The organism is Rathayibacter sp. SW19 (genome assembly GCF_030866825.1).
In the GTDB taxonomy this organism is placed as follows: Bacteria; Actinomycetota; Actinomycetes; order Actinomycetales; family Microbacteriaceae; genus Rathayibacter_A; species Rathayibacter_A soli.
Genome location: NZ_CP133020.1, coordinates 2,632,751 through 2,649,534, shown reverse-complemented (window position 1 = coordinate 2,649,534; position 16,784 = coordinate 2,632,751). Strand labels below are relative to the sequence as shown.

The following is a 16,784-nucleotide window of genomic DNA, read 5'->3' as shown; positions in this document are numbered from 1 at the left end:
ACCCCCGAATTCATTGGGGTGAGTAACGGGGCTTGAACCCGCGACCTCCTGGACCACAACCAGGCGCTCTACCAGCTGAGCTATACCCACCATGTGCTGCTTGCGATCATTCGATCGATTTGTGTTCGATCGATTTGTGTTCGACTGATTCAGGCAACGCAGACGATTCTATTACATTCGCGGCGCCCAGTTTTCCACGACGGCTGCCGCGACTGCTGCGGCTTCGTCGGAAGTCGGCCCCGGCTGTGGAACGAACACAGCCCCGCGGTAGTAGTCAAGTTCGCGAATCGACTCGAGGATGTCGGCCAGCGCACGATGCCCGCCGTTCTTCTCGGGTGCTTTGAAGTACACCCGTGGATACCAGCGGCGGGCGAGCTCCTTGATCGAGGACACGTCGACGTTGCGGTAGTGCAGGTGCGCGTCGAGCCGAGGCATGTATTTGGTGATGAACATTCGGTCGGTGCCGATGGTGTTGCCGGCCAACGGTGCCTTCTGCTCGCCGGGGACGAATTTCAGAATGTATTCCATCACGTCGTATTCGGCCTGGGCCAGACTCACGCCGTTCGGGATTTCCTCGATCAGGCCGGAGGTGGTGTGCATGTTGCGCACGAAGTCGCCCATCTGGTCCAGTGCGGATGCGTCTGGCTTGATGATGATGTCGATCCCCGGATCGAGCAGGTTGAGTTCGAAATCGGTAATGACGACCGCGATCTCGACCAGCTCGTCGACCTCGAGGTTGAGTCCGGTCATTTCACAGTCGATCCAGACGAGGCGATCCGAGGATGTTGGCATGCTGGCAAGTCTAATCGGGGGCACCGACACGTAGAATTACGGCATGGAACTCCTGCTGTTCACGTCGGCGTTCTGTGAGCCCTGCATGCAAACCCGGTCGGTGATGGCTGAGGTCACGAGAATCGCTCCTGTGGTGCAGGTCACCGAGTTCGACATCGTTCGGGACGAAGCGCGAGCGATGGCCGAAGGCATCCGGTCGACTCCAACGGTGATCGTGCACAATGCTGACGGAGCCGAGGTCTTCCGCGCGGAGGGGGTTCCGACCATTCAGCAGGTGCTCGTCGCCGCGGCCAAAGGGCTCTAGGCGAGGCGCACTGCGGTATCGTGTAAGCGCGTTTGCCCTCGTAGCTCAGCGGATAGAGCAGGAGCCTTCTAATCTCTTGGTCGCAGGTTCGATTCCTGCCGGGGGCACCTATCGTCAGAGCGCTCGGCGACCCTAGCCACGCGAACTTTCTCGACAGATAATGTCGATCAGCCCATTGCCCAGTCGTCATCTGTGTGTACCGCAATTCCAGCGGCACGCGACCCACCGAAGCGAGAAGGGATTCGTCCGATGCGTTACACATTGTTGCTGCACTATCCAGAGGCGACAGAAGAGTCAATCGGCAAAGAAGCAATCGAGGAAGGCATGCGGGCGTTCGCCAGCTACGCCGGTGCGCTCCGGCAGGCCGGCGTGCTGGTCTCCGCCGAAGTGCTCCAGCAGTCAGCGAACACGACGACACTGACGACAGTCGATGGAACGCTACGGGTGCAAGACGGCCCGTTCGCTGACACGAAGGAGCAGCTCGGCGGCACGTTCGTCATCGACGTGCCGCACCTGGATGCCGCGCTTGACTGGGCGCAGCAGGCGCCATCGATCGCGTGGGGCGCCGTCGAGGTGCGCCCGGGCGCTACCTATACCGTCGACGGGGTTTGGAGACCGAACGAATGAGCGACCAGGAGGTGCGGGCAACGGCGGAACACGTCGCCCGCACCTCCTACGGGCGCCTCGTTGCGATCCTTGCGGCCGCAACCGGTGACCTCGAATCGGCAGAAGATGCCGTCTCCGTGGCGTTCGAGCGCGCGCTGACCGTCTGGCCGCACGCCGGCATCCCCGACAACCCGGAAGGGTGGCTGGTAACTGTGGCACGCAATCATCAGCGTGATGTGTGGAAATCCTCAGCGCATCGCACCGTAATGCCGTTCGAGGAACAGCGCACCGAAGCACGTGAGATGCCAGCGCGGACCGTGGCAGCGGCGATGGAAAATCTGGATCCGGATGCGATTCCCGACAAGCGCTTGGCACTCTTGTTCGTCTGCGCCCACCCCGCGATCGAACCGGCGATTCGCACACCGCTGATGCTGCAGGCCGTGTTGGGATTCGACGCCACGCAAATCGCCAGGGCGTTCGCGACCCCGCGGACTGCGATGGCCCAGCGGCTTGTGCGTGCGAAGAGGCGCATCAAGAATGCGCGCATCCCATTTCTGGTGCCGGATCGGGCGGCGATGCCGGAACGCCTCCCACCGGTGCTCGAGGCAATTTATGGCTGCTTTGCGATCACCACGCGGCAAGATTCCCTCGCAGGCGAAGCACAATATCTCGCCATTACGCTCGCGGCGCTGCTCCCATCGGATGCGGAAACCTGGGCGCTGGCAGCGCTGATCACGCTCTCGCTTGCCCGCGCGCCCGCCCAGCTGAATGGATTCGTGCCCCTGGAGGAGCAAGACGTCACACAGTGGGACGCCCGCATGATCGCGGAGGGTGAGTCCTATCTGCGCCGGGCGACGAGGCCCGGAAATCCGGGCCGATTCCAGCTGGAAGCGGCGATCCAGGCGGTGCACTGCGACCGTGCCCGCACCGGCTTGACCGATTGGGCCGCACTCGAGACGCTGTACGCGGCGTTACTGTCGGTCGCCCCCAGCTTGGGCGCGCAGGTAGCGCACGCAACGGTCATCGGGCACGTTGCGGGGGCATCCGCCGGGCTCGCTCTGTTGGACGGCATCGCCGAGCTGGCCGTCGAATTCCAGCCGTATCACGCAGCGCGGGCGGAATTGCTGCGGCGTGCCGGCCGGGCGGCCGAAGCGGCGCGGTCGTATGCCTCGACGCTGGAGCTGACCGATGAGCCGGAGGTGCGCGAATACCTGCAAGCGCGGTTGCGCACGCTCCGGCAAGTGGCGCACCGCGGCTGAGACTGCCGGCTACTTGCATCTGCAACGCGGTAAGGCAAAGCTGGAAAGAAAGGGCGGGCATCCTGCCTCGCCCGTGAAAGAAGTGCGGTTTTATGTCCAACGTGCAACGATTGTCCATTCACGATGTCGATCCCAACGCATATCAGTCGATGTATGCGATGGAGAAATACATCCATGCCGGGTCGCTCGGCGAAGATCTGCTTGCATTGGTCAAGATTCGAGCGTCCCAGCTCAACGGATGCGCATACTGCCTCGACATGCACGGTCGCGAAGCGCGCGCCGCGGGCGTCGACGACCGCCGTTTGGACGTGCTCGCCGGATGGCGCGAAGCGCTGTCGCTGTATTCCGATCGGGAGCGGGCCGCTATCGCCCTCACCGAGTCAGTGACGCTGATCGGAGAGGGCGGCGTCAGCGACGACGAGTGGGGTGCGGTGTCAGCGGTGTTCAGCCAGTCGGAACTCGTGACCCTGCTGATGGCGATCGCGGCAATCAACGTGTGGAACCGGCTGGCGATCGCCACCCATCAGGATCTTCCCGAGACGGTGCCTGTCGGCTGAATCATGCGTCCGGCGCCCGTCCGACCCTCACGCTTCTTCAGCGACGTGCTCCCGGTCGGGCGGGCGCAGCACACCACCCAAGGCCCGCCGGTGCTGCGCGAGCGCGACGAGCGGAAACAGCAGAACCGACAGCATTCCAGCACCGATCAGAGCTGCGGCCGTGCCGGAATCCAGCACGTGGCGCTCGACTCCGATACCGGTGACGGCGACGATGATCGGCAGCCCCGTTGCACTGAATAGAATGACGGCTCTTCGATCCGCCCACGATGCACCGGCCGGTGCGGTGAGCATTCCAGGGAGTCCGCGCACGATGAGCAGCAGCACGAGAATGATCGGCAATAAGAGCAATAGGCGCGGGTCACCGATCAGGGACTTCAGATCGAACGTGAGGCCTGTGTTGATGAAGAAGATCGGCACCAGGAAACCGAAACCGACCGCTTCGAGCTTGGTTTCCACGGCCGCGCGGTCCTCGCTCGCTGCGCCAGACAGCACCACTCGGCAGAGCACGCCGGCCGCGAATGCACCCAGAAGCATGTCCAGTCCGAACACGACGCTGAGAACGGCCAGTGCGGCAATCACTACCAGCACGAATCGCACTGCGAATTGCCCGCTCGTGTGCAACGTCGCCGCGATCAAACGGTGCAGTCCGTGGTGGCTGCCCTTGGCCGCAAGCAAGATGCTCAGTCCGGTGATCAGCGCGAACGCGATGAGCACGATGCTGGCGATCAGCGGGGTGCGACCGCTGAGGAACAGTGAGATTGCCAGCAACGGGCCGAATTCGCCTGCAGCACCGATTGCCGTGACCGCCCTGCCGAACGGCGTTTTCATTTCGCCTGCGTCCCGCAACACGGGCATGAGCGTGCCGAGCGCCGTCGATGTCAGTGCGATGCCGATGAACACCCCGGCGACCGGATTCGGTGCGATCAGAATGCCGGCGACGACACCGGCAACCAGCGATATAAGCCACCCGACGCTCGCCCGATTGAGGTTTCGACCACGGATGGCGGCGAAGTTGATCTCGTTGCCCGCGAGGAAGAAGAGCATCGCGAGCCCCAGATCCGCGAGTATCGAGGTGAAGTCGTCGACCTTGATCCAGCCCAGGATGCTCGGGCCGAGAATGAGCCCCAACAGGATTTCGAAGACGACAAGTGGGATCTTGACGAACCGATTCAACGTCGCGCCGAGTAACGGGGCGGCGGCCGCAGCGAGCGGAACGAGCAATAGGGTCGACAACGGGGCACTCATCTCATCAGAGTAGAACCGAGACGCCGTGTCTCCTGTCATGCGCGGGTCGAGCGACCTACCTGATGCGCGTCGTCGAGCGGCGTTACACGGGGGAAACACGGCACCGCTATGGTGCTGTCATGCGTGAGTTGCAAACGCGGATCATCCGCGAGTTGAACGTCAAGTCGACAATCGATCCAGAGGATGAAATCCGGCTGAGAGTGCGCTTCCTCACCGACTACTTGCTCGCGACCTCGGCCAGGGGATTCGTTCTCGGCATAAGCGGCGGGCAGGATTCCACCCTCGCTGGTCGTCTCTGCCAGCTCGCCGTCGAACAGTTCGCGCTCGAAACGCCCGACGGCGTCGGTGCGGGAGTGGAGTTCATTGCGGTGCGACTTCCATACGCCGTGCAACAGGACGAGGACGATGCGCAACTCGCGCTGTCATTCATCCGACCGCAGCGTGAAGTGACCTTCAATATTCAACGCGCCGTCGACGGGTTTCAGGCCGAGTTCGCCGATGCCACAGGTGAGCGGTTGACCGATTTCAACAAGGGCAACGTGAAGGCTCGAGCACGCATGATCGCACAGTATGCGATTGCCGGCCAGCGAGGATTGCTCGTGGTCGGTACCGATCACGCTGCGGAAGCGGTCACCGGTTTCTACACGAAGTTCGGCGACGGCGGCGCAGACCTGTTGCCGTTGGCCGGATTGACCAAGCGCCAGGGGCGCGCGCTGCTCGAGCACCTCAATGCGCCGGCGCGGCTGTACCTGAAGGCACCGACCGCTGACCTGCTCGACAACACGCCAGGCCAGACCGACGAGGCCAACCTCGGGCTTCGATACGAGCAACTCGACGACTACCTTGAAGGCCTCGACGTGCCGGAGTCAATCGCAGATGCGATCGAAACGCGATACCTTGTGACCGCCCACAAGCGGACGTCGCCTGCGACGATGTTCGACAACTGGTGGCGTTGACGCGCTGGCTGGAATCGATGCGGTGCTGACGGGGTTGATGCGGTGCTGGCGGGGAATGACGCGTCGCTACGACGGTGAGCCGACGGTCGCGGTCTGAACGGTGTCCTCCGGCAGCGTGTCCGCGGCGACCGAAGCGGCGGTGCCCGGTTTCGCACCGTCGGCAGCCATCGAGGTCGCGGCCCCAGCCGCTGAACCCGCATACTGCTCGTGATGCTGCTGGGCTACCCACGCGTCCTGTTGCACGGCGAGGACCTTCTCCTCGGTTGCGCCCTCGAAACGCCACCGGTCAAGGTCATTCATGAATATCTTGCGCGCCCGGCTCGGCTTGTTCTGCCACTCGATCAGCCGGTCACGGAACTCGGCGATCGCAGGGTCGAGCTGATAACCGAAGGTCGCAGAATTGCGCTTCATCTCGGCCAACTGATGGTCTGCCCAGTTTGCTGCGATTCCAGCACCCTTGATTGGCAGTAGACGCACAAGGATGTCCGCCTGGCCGACAGCACGGTCGGACAGCACCTGCTCCTGCGGTGTCAGCGAGTTCCAGACCGAAGCCTCTGTCGCTGCGTCGACGAGGGCCGCGATTGCGGATGCCTTCTGCTCGCGATCACCGCGTGAGATCAGTCCCTTGATCGCACCTCGTGCAATCCAGGCCGAAAGCAGCCCTCCGATAATGACTGCAACGAAGAGCACGCCGGCGCTGAACAGCACCGGTCGATTGTCCTGCGACGTGAACCAGTTTGCGAAATCATTCCACCATTGCATGGGCCGTACACTACGTGCACTGCGTCGGTTTTCGACGGAGGCGCTCCGCGAAGAGCAGGGTCTCGCTCGCTGAAGGTGTCAGAGTCGATCGGTTCCGTCGATCGCGTACCGCTCGATCGCCTCGAGTTCGTCGACGGTGAGAGGACCGGCTGTCAGTGCTGCAATGTTCTGCTCGAGCTGGGCGACGCTGGACGCACCGATCAGCGCGCTGGTCACCTGCGAGTGCCGCAGCACCCACGTCAGTGCGAGCTGAGCCAACGTCTGCCCGCGTGCTGCAGCGATTTCGGCTAGCGCGCCCGCCCGTTCGAGATAGACGGAGGTGATGCGCGATCCCGGCAAGAATCTGCTGGTCGCGGCACGGGAATCCGCTGGCACCGTGCCGTCGAGATAGCGGTCGGTCAGCAGTCCCTGCGACAACGGCGAATAAACGATGCTGCCCGCCCCAACCCTCTCCAGCACCGGCAGCAGCCCGCGTTCAATGTGCCGGTTGAACATCGAGTAACTGGGTTGGTGCATCGTCAGGGGCACGTTGAGCTCGGTCAATGCGGCGGCCGCCGCGATGGTTTGCTCGGGGCTGTAATTCGAGATCCCGACGTACAGGGCCTTTCCCTGCTGCACAGCGCTGGCCAAGGCTCCCATGGTCTCCTCGATGGGCGTGTCCGGATCCGGCCGGTGCGAATAGAAGATATCGACGTAGTCGAGGCCGAGTCGGCCGAGGCTGGCGTCCAGCGACGCGAGCAGATTCTTGCGTGAGCCCCACTCCCCGTACGGCCCAGCCCACATCTCGTAGCCTGCCTTGGTTGAGATGATCAGCTCGTCGCGAAATGGACGGAAGTCTTCCGCGAACATCCGCCCGAAATTCGTTTCGGCACTGCCAGGAGGCGGCCCGTAGTTGTTTGCAAGATCGAAGTGCGTCACACCAAGGTCGAACGCCCTGCGCAGAATGGCCCGCTGAGTGTCCGCTGCTCGCGCCGAACCGAAATTGTGCCAGAGCCCGAGCGATAGTGACGGCAATTTCAGGCCGCTACGACCGGCACGCCGGTAGGACATCGACTGGTAGCGGTCTTCCGCCGGCACAAAGGTCATGGCTCCATCGTAGGAGTCGGTGCGCGCACTCGTCCCCAACAGCGGCCAGCCCACGTCGTATCCCACCGATCCGTTGAGCAGCGCCCCACGCCCCCGTCGAGGCGTTCAGGCTTGTGTTCACGAGACCCGCCACCGGCGAACATATCTGGCACGAGTGCCGGTTGCGGGTCTCGCGCTTCGAACAACATACGCACGACCGGCAGCTGCGAACCAGCGGCGCGGAGAGCAGACAGAGAAGGAGAATCTCATGATCGACAGTTTTTCTACCACAGGCCTGGTGGCAACGGAGCCGAGCCACAGCGCGACCGGTGAGGGAGTCGCGCTGATGAGCTTCCGTCTGGCATCCACGCCGCGAAAATTCAATCGAGAGAGCAAGACGTGGGAGTACGGCGAGACCAACTGGTTCACGGTTACGGCATTTCGGCACTTGGCTCTGAATCTCATCCAATCGATCAAGAAGGGCGACCGGGTGATCGTCATGGGGCGCATGCGCATCCGCGAGTGGACATCGCAGGAACGCTCAGGAACGGTGGTTGAAATCACTGCGGATTCTGTCGGTCACGACCTCACCTGGGGCACAGCGGTTTACAGCAGGACCACCAAGTCGGCGCCCGTCGGCGTCGACACCAGCACGCCCACGGTGAGTGATGCCTTCGACCCGGACGAGCCGGCGCAGGAAGCCAGCGTCGGCAGCGGCTGGGCGGACGCTGCCGGCGAAAGTGAGGGATTGCACCAAGACTCGGATGGGCGGGCGGCGGTGCTGGTCGGGGAGTAGCGGGCAGTGGCGCAGGCGGCTCACACCGGGCTGCACCTAGACTCGTACCGGCGCGGCGAGGACGTGTCGGGAAGGTGTCTCGAAGAATGCTTCGATTCTCACGCAATCGTCGCGGGGGATCGCCCATTGGTCTCGGGGGATCGCGCGTCGGCCTTGGGGCAGCCGCCGGCATGGCACTTGCTCTGGCCCTGTGTGGATGCACCGGCGCACCGACGACACCTCCCGCCTCACCGACCACGAGTATCACTCCAACGGCGACACCGTCGACGACCCCGACACCTGACCCGACGTTGCGTGCCGACCTGGGCGCGGCGGAGAACCTGGCATACTTCGACTTCGTCAATGAGAAAACCCTTGCGGCGCATCCCCAACCGGTCGGTCGCGATTTCATCGACGCGTTGGTCGCTGCCGGTTTTTCAAAGCCGGACATGCAGGTCACCGCCGACAAAACCACGATCAACCTTGTGCCGGGCTCGATTCAGTTTTCTGTGCGCTTCAACGGCCAGTGTCTGATCGGGCAATACGGTGCAGACGGCGTTGGGTACCACAGCGAAGTCACCAAATTGGTGTCGACCGGCAACTGCCTGATCGGCGACACGTCGCCCATCAACTGGTAGCACACGGTCATGCACACGACGACGCGGCGGTGGGCTCCGAGGGTGACGAAACCGCCGACCGCGCCCGAATAGACTGATGCGCATGGCCGAATACATTTACTCGATGGTCCGCGCCCGCAAGGCGGTCGGCGACAAGCTCATCCTCGACGACGTGACCATGGCTTTTCTGCCAGGCGCCAAGATCGGTGTGGTCGGCCCGAACGGTGCCGGCAAGTCCACGATCCTGAAGATCATGGCCGGCCTTGACACGCCGAGCAACGGCGAAGCGAAGCTGAGCCCCGGATACAGCGTCGGCATTCTCATGCAGGAACCGGTGCTCGACGAGACGAAGACCGTCTTGGAGAACGTGCAGGAAGGGCTCGGCGAGATCAAACAGCACGTCGACCGTTTCAACGAGATCTCAGCGGCGATGGCAGAGCCCGACGCCGACTTCGACGCCCTGCTGGCCGAAATGGGCACACTCCAAGAAAAGATCGACGCAGCAGACGCCTGGGACCTCGACTCACAACTGGAGCAGGCGATGGATGCCCTGCGCTGCCCCCCATCGGATACCCCCGTTTCTGTGTTGTCCGGCGGTGAGAAGCGGCGCGTCGCGCTGTGCAAGCTCCTGCTGCAGAAGCCGGACTTGTTGCTCCTGGATGAGCCGACGAACCACCTCGACGCGGAAAGCGTGCTGTGGCTCGAGCAGCACTTGTCGCAGTATCACGGTGCCGTGCTCGCCGTCACACACGACCGGTATTTCCTCGACCACGTCGCGGAATGGATCGCAGAAGTCGACCGCGGCCACCTCTACCCCTACGAGGGCAATTACTCGACGTATCTGGAGAAGAAGCAAGAGCGTCTGCAAGTTCAAGGCAAGAAAGACCAGAAGATGGCCAAGAGATTGGCCGACGAACTTGACTGGGTGCGCAGCAACGCCAAGGGCCGCCAGGCGAAATCCAAGGCTCGCCTCTCACGCTACGAGGAGATGGCCGCAGAGGCGGAGCGCACGAAGAAACTCGACTTCGAAGAGATCCAGATTCCGCCAGGCCCGCGTTTGGGCCAGGTCGTTCTCGAGGCCAAGAAGTTGCAGAAGGGCTTCGGAGACCGCACCCTGATCGACGATCTCAGCTTCACGCTGCCACGAAACGGCATCGTAGGCATCATCGGGCCGAACGGAGTCGGCAAGACCACCCTGTTCAAGACGATCGTCGGGCTCGAGCCGCTCGACGGCGGCGATCTCAAGGTCGGTGAGACCGTCGAGATCTCCTACGTCGACCAGTCACGCGGCGGGATCGACCCTAACAAGACCTTGTGGGAGGTTGTCTCGGAGGGGCTGGACTACATCCAGGTTGGGCGAACCGAAGTGCCGTCGAGGGCGTACGTGTCGACATTCGGGTTCAAAGGCCCAGACCAGCAGAAAAAGGCCGGTGTGCTCTCCGGGGGCGAGCGCAACCGCTTGAACCTCGCGTTGACGCTCAAGCAGGGCGGAAACCTGCTGCTGCTCGACGAGCCGACCAACGACCTCGATGTCGAGACCCTTTCGAGCCTGGAGAACGCTCTCCTCGAATTTCCGGGCTGCGCCGTGGTCATCACCCACGATCGATGGTTCCTCGACCGCATTGCGACGCACATCTTGGCCTACGAGGGCACGGAGGAGAGTCCCGCGAGCTGGTACTGGTTCGAGGGCAACTTCGAGGCGTACGAGCAGAACAAGATCGAGCGCCTCGGCCCAGATGCCGCAAAACCGCATCGTTCTGCCTACCGCAAGCTCACCAGGGACTGACATGCGACTGCATGTGCCGATCGGCTTGCGCTGGAGCGATCTGGACGCATACGGCCATGTGAACAACGTGTCGATGTTACGGCTGCTCGAAGAGGCCAGGATTCAAGCGTTCTGGGCAGACGGAGCAGGTCGAGCGGCCGGCGCGACCACCGCGGTGCTCAATGGGGGCCCGGATGCCGACACCCTCACGTTTCTCGCTCGCCAGGAGGTCGAGTATCTGAAGGCCGTGCCGTACCACCGCACGCCGTTGGACGTGCAGATCTGGCTTTCACAGCTCGGCGGCGCAAGTCTCGAGGTCTGCTATGAAGTTCATTCTCCCGAGGGCGAAACGCCCGATGTGCTCTACACGAAGGCGAGCACGACGATCGTGCTGATGGCTGCGGGCACCCAGCGGCCGCGTCGAATGAGCGCAATCGAGCGTGCAGCGTGGGAACCCTATCTGGACGCGCCAATAACCTTTCGGCGCCACCACTGACGCAGCCGTCCGCGCGTCGGTTGCCGCACGCTCAGGAAACAGTCGCCGTGCTCCCGCTCACAGTGACGGTGAGCGCGGTGAGACCTCGTGCGGCAGGTCCGTGCTCCACGGCACCGGTTGTACCGTTGAAAACGGAACCGTGGCACGGGCAGTCGAACCGGGAACCGGCCGGAGCAACGACGCAACCCTGATGTGGGCAGATCGCACTGAACGCGACGACCGTACCCGCCTTCGGCTGCTCCAGCACGATCGGCGAGCCTTTGAAGGTGGCAGACCGGCCGCCGCCAACCGGGATCGTCGACAGGTCGAACACACCATTCGCCGCGGAGCCGGAGCCAGAACCGCCGGAGCCAGAACCGCCGGAGCCAGCCCCGCCGGCGCCAACCCCGCTTGTGCCCCCATCCTGGCTGCAGCCGGCGAGCAACAGAGCTCCGGCTGCCGCACCCGTTGCAACCACGCTGCGCCTGGTCAGCGCCTCGCCGGCACCGGAATTCGACTGAGTCATGCCTTCCCCTCCCGCGGCAATCGGATCATGCCCTCCTGCGCCACACTGGCAAGCAGAACACCGCTCTTCGTGTAGATCCGCCCCTGGGCAAGCCCCCGCCCCCCGGAGGCGCTCGGTGACTCTTGCGCGTAGAGAAGCCAATCGTCGACACGACCGGAGCGGTGCCACCACATCGCGTGGTCGAGACTGGCCACCTTCAGGCCGGGCGTCGCCCACGCGAGCCCGTGGCGACGAAAGACAGATTCGAGGATCGTGTAGTCGCTCGCGAACACGAGTGCGGCACGGTGGAGGGCGTCGTCATCCGGCAGCGGCCCGGTCGCCTTGAACCACACCGCTTGATGCGCAACGTGCGCGCCCTCGACCGAGAGATACACCGGGGACGGAATGTGCCGCATGCTGAACGCTCGCTGTGTCGCCCAGTAGCGGCCGATCGGGTGGTCCAGGTCGATCAGTGCCGCAGCGGCGTCTGGAAGCTCGTCAGGGGACGGTAGATCCGTCGGCATCGCGACCTGGTGGTCGAGTCCGTCTGCGTCGGTTTGGAACGACGCGATCATCGATAAAATCGGGATCCCGTTCTGGTACGCCTGAGTGCGGCGGGCAGAGAAGGAACGTCCGTCGTGGATGCGATCGACGGAGAATGTGATCGGCACTCCGATGTCGCCGGCGCGGAGAAAGTACCCGTGCATCGAGTGCACGCGCCGCTCGTCTGGGATTGTGCGCATCGCGGCGACCAGGGCCTGCGCCAACACTTGCCCGCCGTACACCCGCCCGTGCGGCATCCACTGGCTGTCACCGGTGAAGATGTCCTCATCGGTGCGTGCTCCGGTGTCGGTCAGATCGAGGGCTGCGAGCATTCCGGTCAGCGGGTCTGTCATGGTGCCTCCGATGCACACTGGTCTGGCCAAGCAAGGCCGTGTCGAGTTCTCAGCCGCTGTTAGGTAGTTTAGACAGCAGATGAGTCAGTCATTTTCTTTGGTCGATGCCCTCGCGGTCTCTGACCTCCAGGTCTACCTGTCGCGCGCAGGGCGCGTCGAGGACGGATCCGTGCGCTTGATCGCCGGCGCCGGGGTGCTTGCGGTGTATACCGCCATTCTGTACCCGCATGGGCTCATGGACCGCATTCCGACCGTGCTCGGCCTGCGCACGTTCGCAACCGATCCCTCCGTCTTGTTTGATGCGGTCGTGCCGAGTCGATCGCTACTGGATCGGCTAGCACGTGTGGAGGGTGCGGCATCCGGCGCCGACCCGATTCGGATCAACGTTCCGTTGGAGGTCAGTACGGTCACCTGGGCCGGAATCTCGCCGCCACGCGGCGGCTGGCTTCGCGTCGGTGAGACAAGCGCTGCCGTGCTCGAACGCGCTGCGAAGGCGGGGATCGATGAGGTGGCGACCGCGATTCCGAGCGGAACCGGCGAGCAACTCGTCCAACGTGTCCGCGGTGAAGTGTGGGGTCGGCCGATCGACGGAATCGACTTCGTGCCTGCGGGCGCTGCGTTCGCGGCGACCAGCCTCGGCTTCCTCGACGACGCCGCCGTTCCGATTTTCGAGACCGGGCCATGGACGCGTTTGACGACGCGTCGCGGACATGTTCTCGTGCGCCGGCCGCCATGGACGTTGAAGGCGTAGCAGGCCTCCGCCGCCACAGTCGCTGGCAGCGGCGGTGCCGTCTTAGGACCGCACTGAACCCAGGCGCGCGACAGCGCGACCGGCTTGACGGCCCGTGAACAGGCATCCGCCAAGAAAGGTGCCCTCCAGTGAGCGATAACCGTGGATGCCGCCACCGCCGAATCCGCTTACCTCGCCGACCGCGTAGAGCCCGGGAACCGGCACGCCCGCGGGGTTCAATGCGCGCGAGTCCAGATCGGTCTGGATTCCGCCGAGGGTTTTTCGCGTCAGGATGTGCAATTTGACCGCGATCAGCGGACCAGCTTTGGGGTCGAGCAGTTTGTGCGGTGTTGCCACGCGAATGAGCTTGTCGCCCCGGTAGTGGCGTGCAGCGCGGATGGCGGTGATCTGGGCGTCTTTCGAGAAGTCGTTGTCGAGTTCACGGTCTCGTTCGACCAATTGCCGTTCGATCAGGTTGAAATCGAGGGGGAGGTCCGAGAGCCGCTGCATGCCAGCCAGTAGTTCTGGCAACGTTGAAGCGACGACGAAGTCTTCGCCCTTCTCTTTGAACGCCTCGACCGGTCCGGGTGCGCCCGGGGTGATCCGCTTGGCGAGCAGGCCGAGATCTTTGCCTGTCAGGTCCGGGTTCTGCTCACTGCCGGAGAGCGCGAATTCCTTCTCAATGATCCTCTGGGTCAGGATAAACCAGCTGTAGTCATGGCCGGTTTTCAGGATGTGCTCAAGCGTGCCCAGCGTGTCGAACCCGGGAAAGAGCGGTGCTGGCAGGCGTCGGCCGGTTGCGTCCAGCCACAGCGAAGAGGGGCCGGGCAGGATGCGGATGCCGTGCTTGTCCCAGACCGGTGCCCAGTTCGTGATGCCTTCTGTGTAGTGCCACATGCGGTCAGTGTTGATGAGCCGCGCCCCCGCTTTCTTCGTGATCGCAAGCATCCGTCCGTCGACGTGCGCGGGCACTCCCGTCAGCATGCGCTCGGGCGCCTTGCCCATACTTTTCGGCCAGTTCTTGCGCACGAGAGCCTGGTTGCCGCCGATGCCGCCGCTGGCGACGATCACGGCGGGCGCGCGGAGTTCGAACGCGCCTGCCTTCTTACGATTGCTGGCGACGCCGCGTTCGGCAGCATCGACCGCGAGCACTGTTCCACGCACGCCGACAACGGCGCCATCGTCGGTAATCAGCTCGTCAACGCGGTGCCGGTAGTGCATTGTCACGAGGCCGGACAGCGCCCCTTCGCGCACCGTGTCGATGAACGGCGCCAGGATGCCCGGCCCTGTTCCCCAGACAATGTGGAAACGGGGCACGGAGTTGCCATGCTCGCCTGCGGTGTAACCGCCGCGTTCGGCCCAGCCGACGACGGGGAAGAACCGCACGCCCTTGTCCCGCAGCCACTGCCGCTTCTCTCCCGCAGCGAACTCGAGGTAGGCCTCAGCCCATTTGCGAGCCCAATCGTCTTCGGCGCGGTCGAAGCCGGCGCTGGCGAACCAGTCTTGCCTGGCGAGATCGAGGGAATCCTTCACCCCCATCAGGCGCTGTTCCGGGGAGTCGATCAGGAAGAGACCGCCGAACGACCACCAGGCCTGCCCGCCGAGTGATGCTTCCGGTTCTTGATCGACGATCGCAACCCGTTTACCCGCGTCCACGAGTTCTGCAGCGGCAACGAGGCCGGACAGCCCGGCCCCGACGATGATCGCGTCGAACGGGCTCTGGACCGGTGCGTTGGCAACCGGCTGTTGCGGGTTCTGGCTGTTGGATAGCTGGGGCATCTGTGGCTCCTTCGTCACCTTCGGTTGCGCATCCGCGTCTGTTGCTAGTCGTCGAAGCTGTTCACCATGGCGTGTGCAGCACGGTCCAGGTAATCCCAGAGCGTTTCTGCGTGCAATGGCGAGAGATCGAGTGCGTCGATCGCTGTGCGCATACAGCGCAACCACCGGTCGCGCGCGTCGGGGTTGACTTTGTACGGAACGTGGCGCATCCGGAGTCGAGGATGGCCGCGGCGCTCGCTGTACGTATTCGGTCCGCCCCAGTACTGCTCGAGGAACATCCGCAGTCGGTCGGCGGCGGGGCCGAGATCTTCCTCGGGATACATGGGCTTCAGCACAGGATCGAGCCCGACCTCGCGGTAGAAGACATCGACCAACTTCTGGAAGGTGTCGTGCCCGCCTACTTGATCGTAGAACGTGACGAGCGCCCCTGCGCCGTTCTCGGCCGTCCGCAATACAACCGGGCTCGCCGGCACGCGGCCGGATTGGTTGCTCATCATTGGTGCGGCTCCTCTGTGCCGAGTGTGATCGCACCCGGCTCGGTCGGTCGTGGCTTGCGTCCGCGTGGCTTCTTCGGGGCGGGCTCCTTCTGCACGGTGACCGGCCGCGTGCGTGGCGGGCGTGCACCCGTGACACTCGCGGCGCCGTCGAATCCGGCGAGCACCACTGTGTTCAGTGACGGCAGTTGGATGCCGAGCTCGTCGACGGCAGCTTTCAACCGCGCGCGCAATTCGCGAGAAACGTCATCCTTCGCCGTCGTGCGGGTCTTGATCACGATTCGGAGCACGATTGCATCTGGCGAGACGGACTCCATTCCCCAGAGTTCCGGCTTTTCCAGAATGCGTGAGCGCCATTTCGGGGTGGAGGCGAGTTCCTGTGCAACCTGCAGCATGCGATCCTGTACGGCATCGACGTCTGTGTTGTACGGCACGGCAAGGTCGATGATGACCCGCGCCCAGCCCTGCGACATGTTGCCGACCCTGAGGATTTCGCCGTTTCGCACGAACCAGAGTGTGCCGTTGACGTCGCGGATCTGAGTGATGCGGATGCCGACCGCCTCGACTACACCGGTGGCCGGGCCGAGATCGACGACGTCACCGACGCCTAACTGGTCCTCCATCACCATGAAAAGACCGTTGAGCACGTCCTTCACGATGTTCTGGGCGCCGAAACCGAGGCCGGCGCCGACGGCGGCGGTGATCAACGCGAAGGAGCCGATGATGTCTTTGTTGATGGTGTTGACAACGAGGATGATCGCGATGATCGCGATGACGACGTTGACGATATTGCTGAGCACTGTGCCCAGTGTGCGGGTGCGTTGAACGACGCGAACCGCCGCGAGGGGGGACGCAAGCAGAGCCTGGGTGTCTTCCACGTGTTGGTTCTTCTTCACCCCGTTGACGATGCGGCGCACCGTGTGTCTGATGACGAGTCGCAGAATCCACGCGGCCACGAACGCGAGCACGATGATGACGATGATCGCGACCGAACGTCCGAGCAGAGTGTTGTAGAAGCTGTCCAACCACGCAGATGGCGACTGTGTGGACAGGATTGGTGTTTGCGCGGCCGGCGTCGGGGTCGGCACTGTAGAAACAGTGCGTGCGGCGGCGAGGAGCGCGGTCATAGCCATAGGTTTCGAGTCTATCCGCGCGCAACTGCGCGGTCCCTGGGCGCACGCTGAGCGCAACACATCGAGAGT

The 16,784-nt window shown here is 63.6% G+C and carries 19 protein-coding genes and 2 tRNA genes; 11 read left to right on the top strand and 10 right to left on the bottom strand.

Annotation, left to right across the window (positions count from 1 at the left end; genetic code table 11):
* Nucleotides 1-14: 14 nt before the first annotated feature.
* Nucleotides 15-90: transfer RNA gene (locus QU604_RS12265), tRNA-His, on the bottom strand.
* Between the two features lie 81 nt (nt 91-171).
* Nucleotides 172-792, bottom strand: coding sequence for an oligoribonuclease (gene orn / locus QU604_RS12260; protein WP_308464913.1), 621 nt, complete (start codon nt 790-792; stop codon nt 172-174).
* Nucleotides 793-835: 43 nt separating this feature from the next.
* Between orn and QU604_RS12255 the strand changes: the two genes are divergently transcribed.
* The 5 genes from QU604_RS12255 (at nt 836) to QU604_RS12235 (ending at nt 3,518) form a co-directional block, all read left to right on the top strand.
* A complete protein-coding gene (locus QU604_RS12255) occupies nt 836-1,096 on the top strand; it encodes a thioredoxin family protein (RefSeq protein WP_308464912.1) in 261 nt (86 codons plus the stop codon).
* Nucleotides 1,097-1,130: 34 nt separating this feature from the next.
* A tRNA-Arg gene (locus QU604_RS12250) sits at nt 1,131-1,203 on the top strand.
* Between the two features lie 142 nt (nt 1,204-1,345).
* The gene (locus QU604_RS12245) at nt 1,346-1,723 is read left to right on the top strand and encodes a YciI family protein (RefSeq protein WP_308464911.1); all 378 of its coding nucleotides are present in this window, start codon (nt 1,346-1,348) and stop codon (nt 1,721-1,723) included.
* A complete protein-coding gene (locus QU604_RS12240; RefSeq protein WP_308464910.1) occupies nt 1,720-2,961 on the top strand; it encodes an RNA polymerase sigma factor in 1,242 nt (413 codons plus the stop codon). The genes QU604_RS12245 and QU604_RS12240 overlap by 4 nt, the downstream gene beginning before the upstream one ends.
* Nucleotides 2,962-3,053: 92 nt before the next feature.
* Complete coding sequence (locus QU604_RS12235; RefSeq protein ID WP_308464909.1) at nt 3,054-3,518, top strand: carboxymuconolactone decarboxylase family protein; 465 nt, start codon at nt 3,054-3,056, stop codon at nt 3,516-3,518.
* A gap of 27 nt (nt 3,519-3,545) precedes the next feature.
* Here QU604_RS12235 and QU604_RS12230 read toward each other — a convergent pair whose 3' ends face one another.
* A complete protein-coding gene (locus tag QU604_RS12230; protein WP_308464908.1) occupies nt 3,546-4,763 on the bottom strand; it encodes a cation:proton antiporter in 1,218 nt (405 codons plus the stop codon).
* Nucleotides 4,764-4,882: 119 nt separating this feature from the next.
* Between QU604_RS12230 and nadE the strand changes: the two genes are divergently transcribed.
* Nucleotides 4,883-5,719 carry an NAD(+) synthase gene (gene nadE / locus QU604_RS12225; RefSeq protein WP_308464907.1) on the top strand — a complete coding sequence of 279 codons (837 nt, stop codon included), beginning with the start codon at nt 4,883-4,885 and terminating at the stop codon, nt 5,717-5,719.
* A 66-nt stretch (nt 5,720-5,785) separates the two neighbouring features.
* Here nadE and QU604_RS12220 read toward each other — a convergent pair whose 3' ends face one another.
* The gene (locus tag QU604_RS12220) at nt 5,786-6,481 is read right to left on the bottom strand and encodes a hypothetical protein (protein WP_308464906.1); all 696 of its coding nucleotides are present in this window, start codon (nt 6,479-6,481) and stop codon (nt 5,786-5,788) included.
* A 78-nt stretch (nt 6,482-6,559) separates the two neighbouring features.
* Complete coding sequence (locus QU604_RS12215) at nt 6,560-7,567, bottom strand: aldo/keto reductase (RefSeq protein WP_308464905.1); 1,008 nt, start codon at nt 7,565-7,567, stop codon at nt 6,560-6,562.
* 247 nt (nt 7,568-7,814) lie between these two features.
* Between QU604_RS12215 and QU604_RS12210 the strand changes: the two genes are divergently transcribed.
* The 4 genes from QU604_RS12210 to QU604_RS12195 all read left to right on the top strand — a co-directional run bounded on the left by QU604_RS12210 (nt 7,815) and on the right by QU604_RS12195 (nt 11,199).
* Nucleotides 7,815-8,342, top strand: a complete 528-nt coding sequence (locus QU604_RS12210; protein WP_308464904.1) for a single-stranded DNA-binding protein — start codon at nt 7,815-7,817, stop codon at nt 8,340-8,342.
* Nucleotides 8,343-8,512: 170 nt separating this feature from the next.
* On the top strand, nt 8,513-8,959 hold the full coding sequence (locus QU604_RS12205) for a DUF6993 domain-containing protein (protein ID WP_308464903.1): 447 nt from the start codon (nt 8,513-8,515) through the stop codon (nt 8,957-8,959).
* A gap of 82 nt (nt 8,960-9,041) precedes the next feature.
* A complete protein-coding gene (ettA, locus tag QU604_RS12200; protein WP_308464902.1) occupies nt 9,042-10,724 on the top strand; it encodes an energy-dependent translational throttle protein EttA in 1,683 nt (560 codons plus the stop codon).
* A gap of 1 nt (nt 10,725) precedes the next feature.
* A complete protein-coding gene (locus QU604_RS12195; RefSeq protein WP_308464901.1) occupies nt 10,726-11,199 on the top strand; it encodes an acyl-CoA thioesterase in 474 nt (157 codons plus the stop codon).
* Nucleotides 11,200-11,230: 31 nt separating this feature from the next.
* Here the strand turns inward: QU604_RS12195 and QU604_RS12190 are convergent, their stop codons facing one another.
* On the bottom strand, nt 11,231-11,704 hold the full coding sequence (locus tag QU604_RS12190) for a QcrA and Rieske domain-containing protein (protein ID WP_308464900.1): 474 nt from the start codon (nt 11,702-11,704) through the stop codon (nt 11,231-11,233).
* A complete protein-coding gene (locus tag QU604_RS12185; RefSeq protein WP_308464899.1) occupies nt 11,701-12,579 on the bottom strand; it encodes an acyl-CoA thioesterase in 879 nt (292 codons plus the stop codon). Before QU604_RS12185 ends, QU604_RS12190 begins: the two co-directional genes overlap by 4 nt.
* 79 nt (nt 12,580-12,658) lie before the next feature.
* Between QU604_RS12185 and QU604_RS12180 the strand changes: the two genes are divergently transcribed.
* A complete protein-coding gene (locus tag QU604_RS12180) occupies nt 12,659-13,330 on the top strand; it encodes a DUF8185 domain-containing protein (RefSeq protein WP_308464898.1) in 672 nt (223 codons plus the stop codon).
* A gap of 42 nt (nt 13,331-13,372) precedes the next feature.
* On the opposite strand, the gene QU604_RS12175 is transcribed toward QU604_RS12180, so the two are convergent.
* Genes QU604_RS12175 through QU604_RS12165 form a run of 3 tightly spaced genes read right to left on the bottom strand, consistent with a single transcriptional unit; the run spans nt 13,373 to nt 16,709 of the window.
* Nucleotides 13,373-15,088 carry an FAD-binding dehydrogenase gene (locus QU604_RS12175; protein ID WP_308464897.1) on the bottom strand — a complete coding sequence of 572 codons (1,716 nt, stop codon included), beginning with the start codon at nt 15,086-15,088 and terminating at the stop codon, nt 13,373-13,375.
* Nucleotides 15,089-15,132: 44 nt separating this feature from the next.
* The gene (locus QU604_RS12170; RefSeq protein WP_308464896.1) at nt 15,133-15,585 is read right to left on the bottom strand and encodes a globin; all 453 of its coding nucleotides are present in this window, start codon (nt 15,583-15,585) and stop codon (nt 15,133-15,135) included.
* Nucleotides 15,582-16,709, bottom strand: coding sequence for a mechanosensitive ion channel family protein (locus tag QU604_RS12165; RefSeq protein WP_409350032.1), 1,128 nt, complete (start codon nt 16,707-16,709; stop codon nt 15,582-15,584). The genes QU604_RS12170 and QU604_RS12165 overlap by 4 nt, the downstream gene beginning before the upstream one ends.
* Between the last annotated feature and the right edge of the window lie 75 nt (nt 16,710-16,784).

Excerpts from the sequence above, each read along its gene's own strand:
- QU604_RS12255 (WP_308464912.1), top strand. The coding sequence starts at position 836 with ATGGAACTCCTGCTGTTCACGTCGGCGTTCTGTGAGCCCTGCATGCAA.
- orn (WP_308464913.1), bottom strand. The coding sequence starts at position 792 with ATGCCAACATCCTCGGATCGCCTCGTCTGGATCGACTGTGAAATGACC.
- nadE (WP_308464907.1), top strand. The coding sequence starts at position 4,883 with ATGCGTGAGTTGCAAACGCGGATCATCCGCGAGTTGAACGTCAAGTCG.
- QU604_RS12190 (WP_308464900.1), bottom strand. The coding sequence starts at position 11,704 with ATGACTCAGTCGAATTCCGGTGCCGGCGAGGCGCTGACCAGGCGCAGC.
- QU604_RS12170 (WP_308464896.1), bottom strand. The coding sequence starts at position 15,585 with ATGATGAGCAACCAATCCGGCCGCGTGCCGGCGAGCCCGGTTGTATTG.
- QU604_RS12195 (WP_308464901.1), top strand. The coding sequence starts at position 10,726 with ATGCGACTGCATGTGCCGATCGGCTTGCGCTGGAGCGATCTGGACGCA.
- QU604_RS12210 (WP_308464904.1), top strand. The coding sequence starts at position 7,815 with ATGATCGACAGTTTTTCTACCACAGGCCTGGTGGCAACGGAGCCGAGC.
- QU604_RS12235 (WP_308464909.1), top strand. The coding sequence starts at position 3,054 with ATGTCCAACGTGCAACGATTGTCCATTCACGATGTCGATCCCAACGCA.
- QU604_RS12205 (WP_308464903.1), top strand. The coding sequence starts at position 8,513 with ATGGCACTTGCTCTGGCCCTGTGTGGATGCACCGGCGCACCGACGACA.
- QU604_RS12215 (WP_308464905.1), bottom strand. The coding sequence starts at position 7,567 with ATGACCTTTGTGCCGGCGGAAGACCGCTACCAGTCGATGTCCTACCGG.
- QU604_RS12220 (WP_308464906.1), bottom strand. The coding sequence starts at position 6,481 with ATGCAATGGTGGAATGATTTCGCAAACTGGTTCACGTCGCAGGACAAT.
- QU604_RS12230 (WP_308464908.1), bottom strand. The coding sequence starts at position 4,763 with ATGAGTGCCCCGTTGTCGACCCTATTGCTCGTTCCGCTCGCTGCGGCC.
- QU604_RS12245 (WP_308464911.1), top strand. The coding sequence starts at position 1,346 with ATGCGTTACACATTGTTGCTGCACTATCCAGAGGCGACAGAAGAGTCA.
- QU604_RS12185 (WP_308464899.1), bottom strand. The coding sequence starts at position 12,579 with ATGACAGACCCGCTGACCGGAATGCTCGCAGCCCTCGATCTGACCGAC.
- ettA (WP_308464902.1), top strand. The coding sequence starts at position 9,042 with ATGGCCGAATACATTTACTCGATGGTCCGCGCCCGCAAGGCGGTCGGC.
- QU604_RS12165 (WP_409350032.1), bottom strand. The coding sequence starts at position 16,709 with ATGACCGCGCTCCTCGCCGCCGCACGCACTGTTTCTACAGTGCCGACC.
- QU604_RS12240 (WP_308464910.1), top strand. The coding sequence starts at position 1,720 with ATGAGCGACCAGGAGGTGCGGGCAACGGCGGAACACGTCGCCCGCACC.
- QU604_RS12175 (WP_308464897.1), bottom strand. The coding sequence starts at position 15,088 with ATGCCCCAGCTATCCAACAGCCAGAACCCGCAACAGCCGGTTGCCAAC.
- QU604_RS12180 (WP_308464898.1), top strand. The coding sequence starts at position 12,659 with ATGAGTCAGTCATTTTCTTTGGTCGATGCCCTCGCGGTCTCTGACCTC.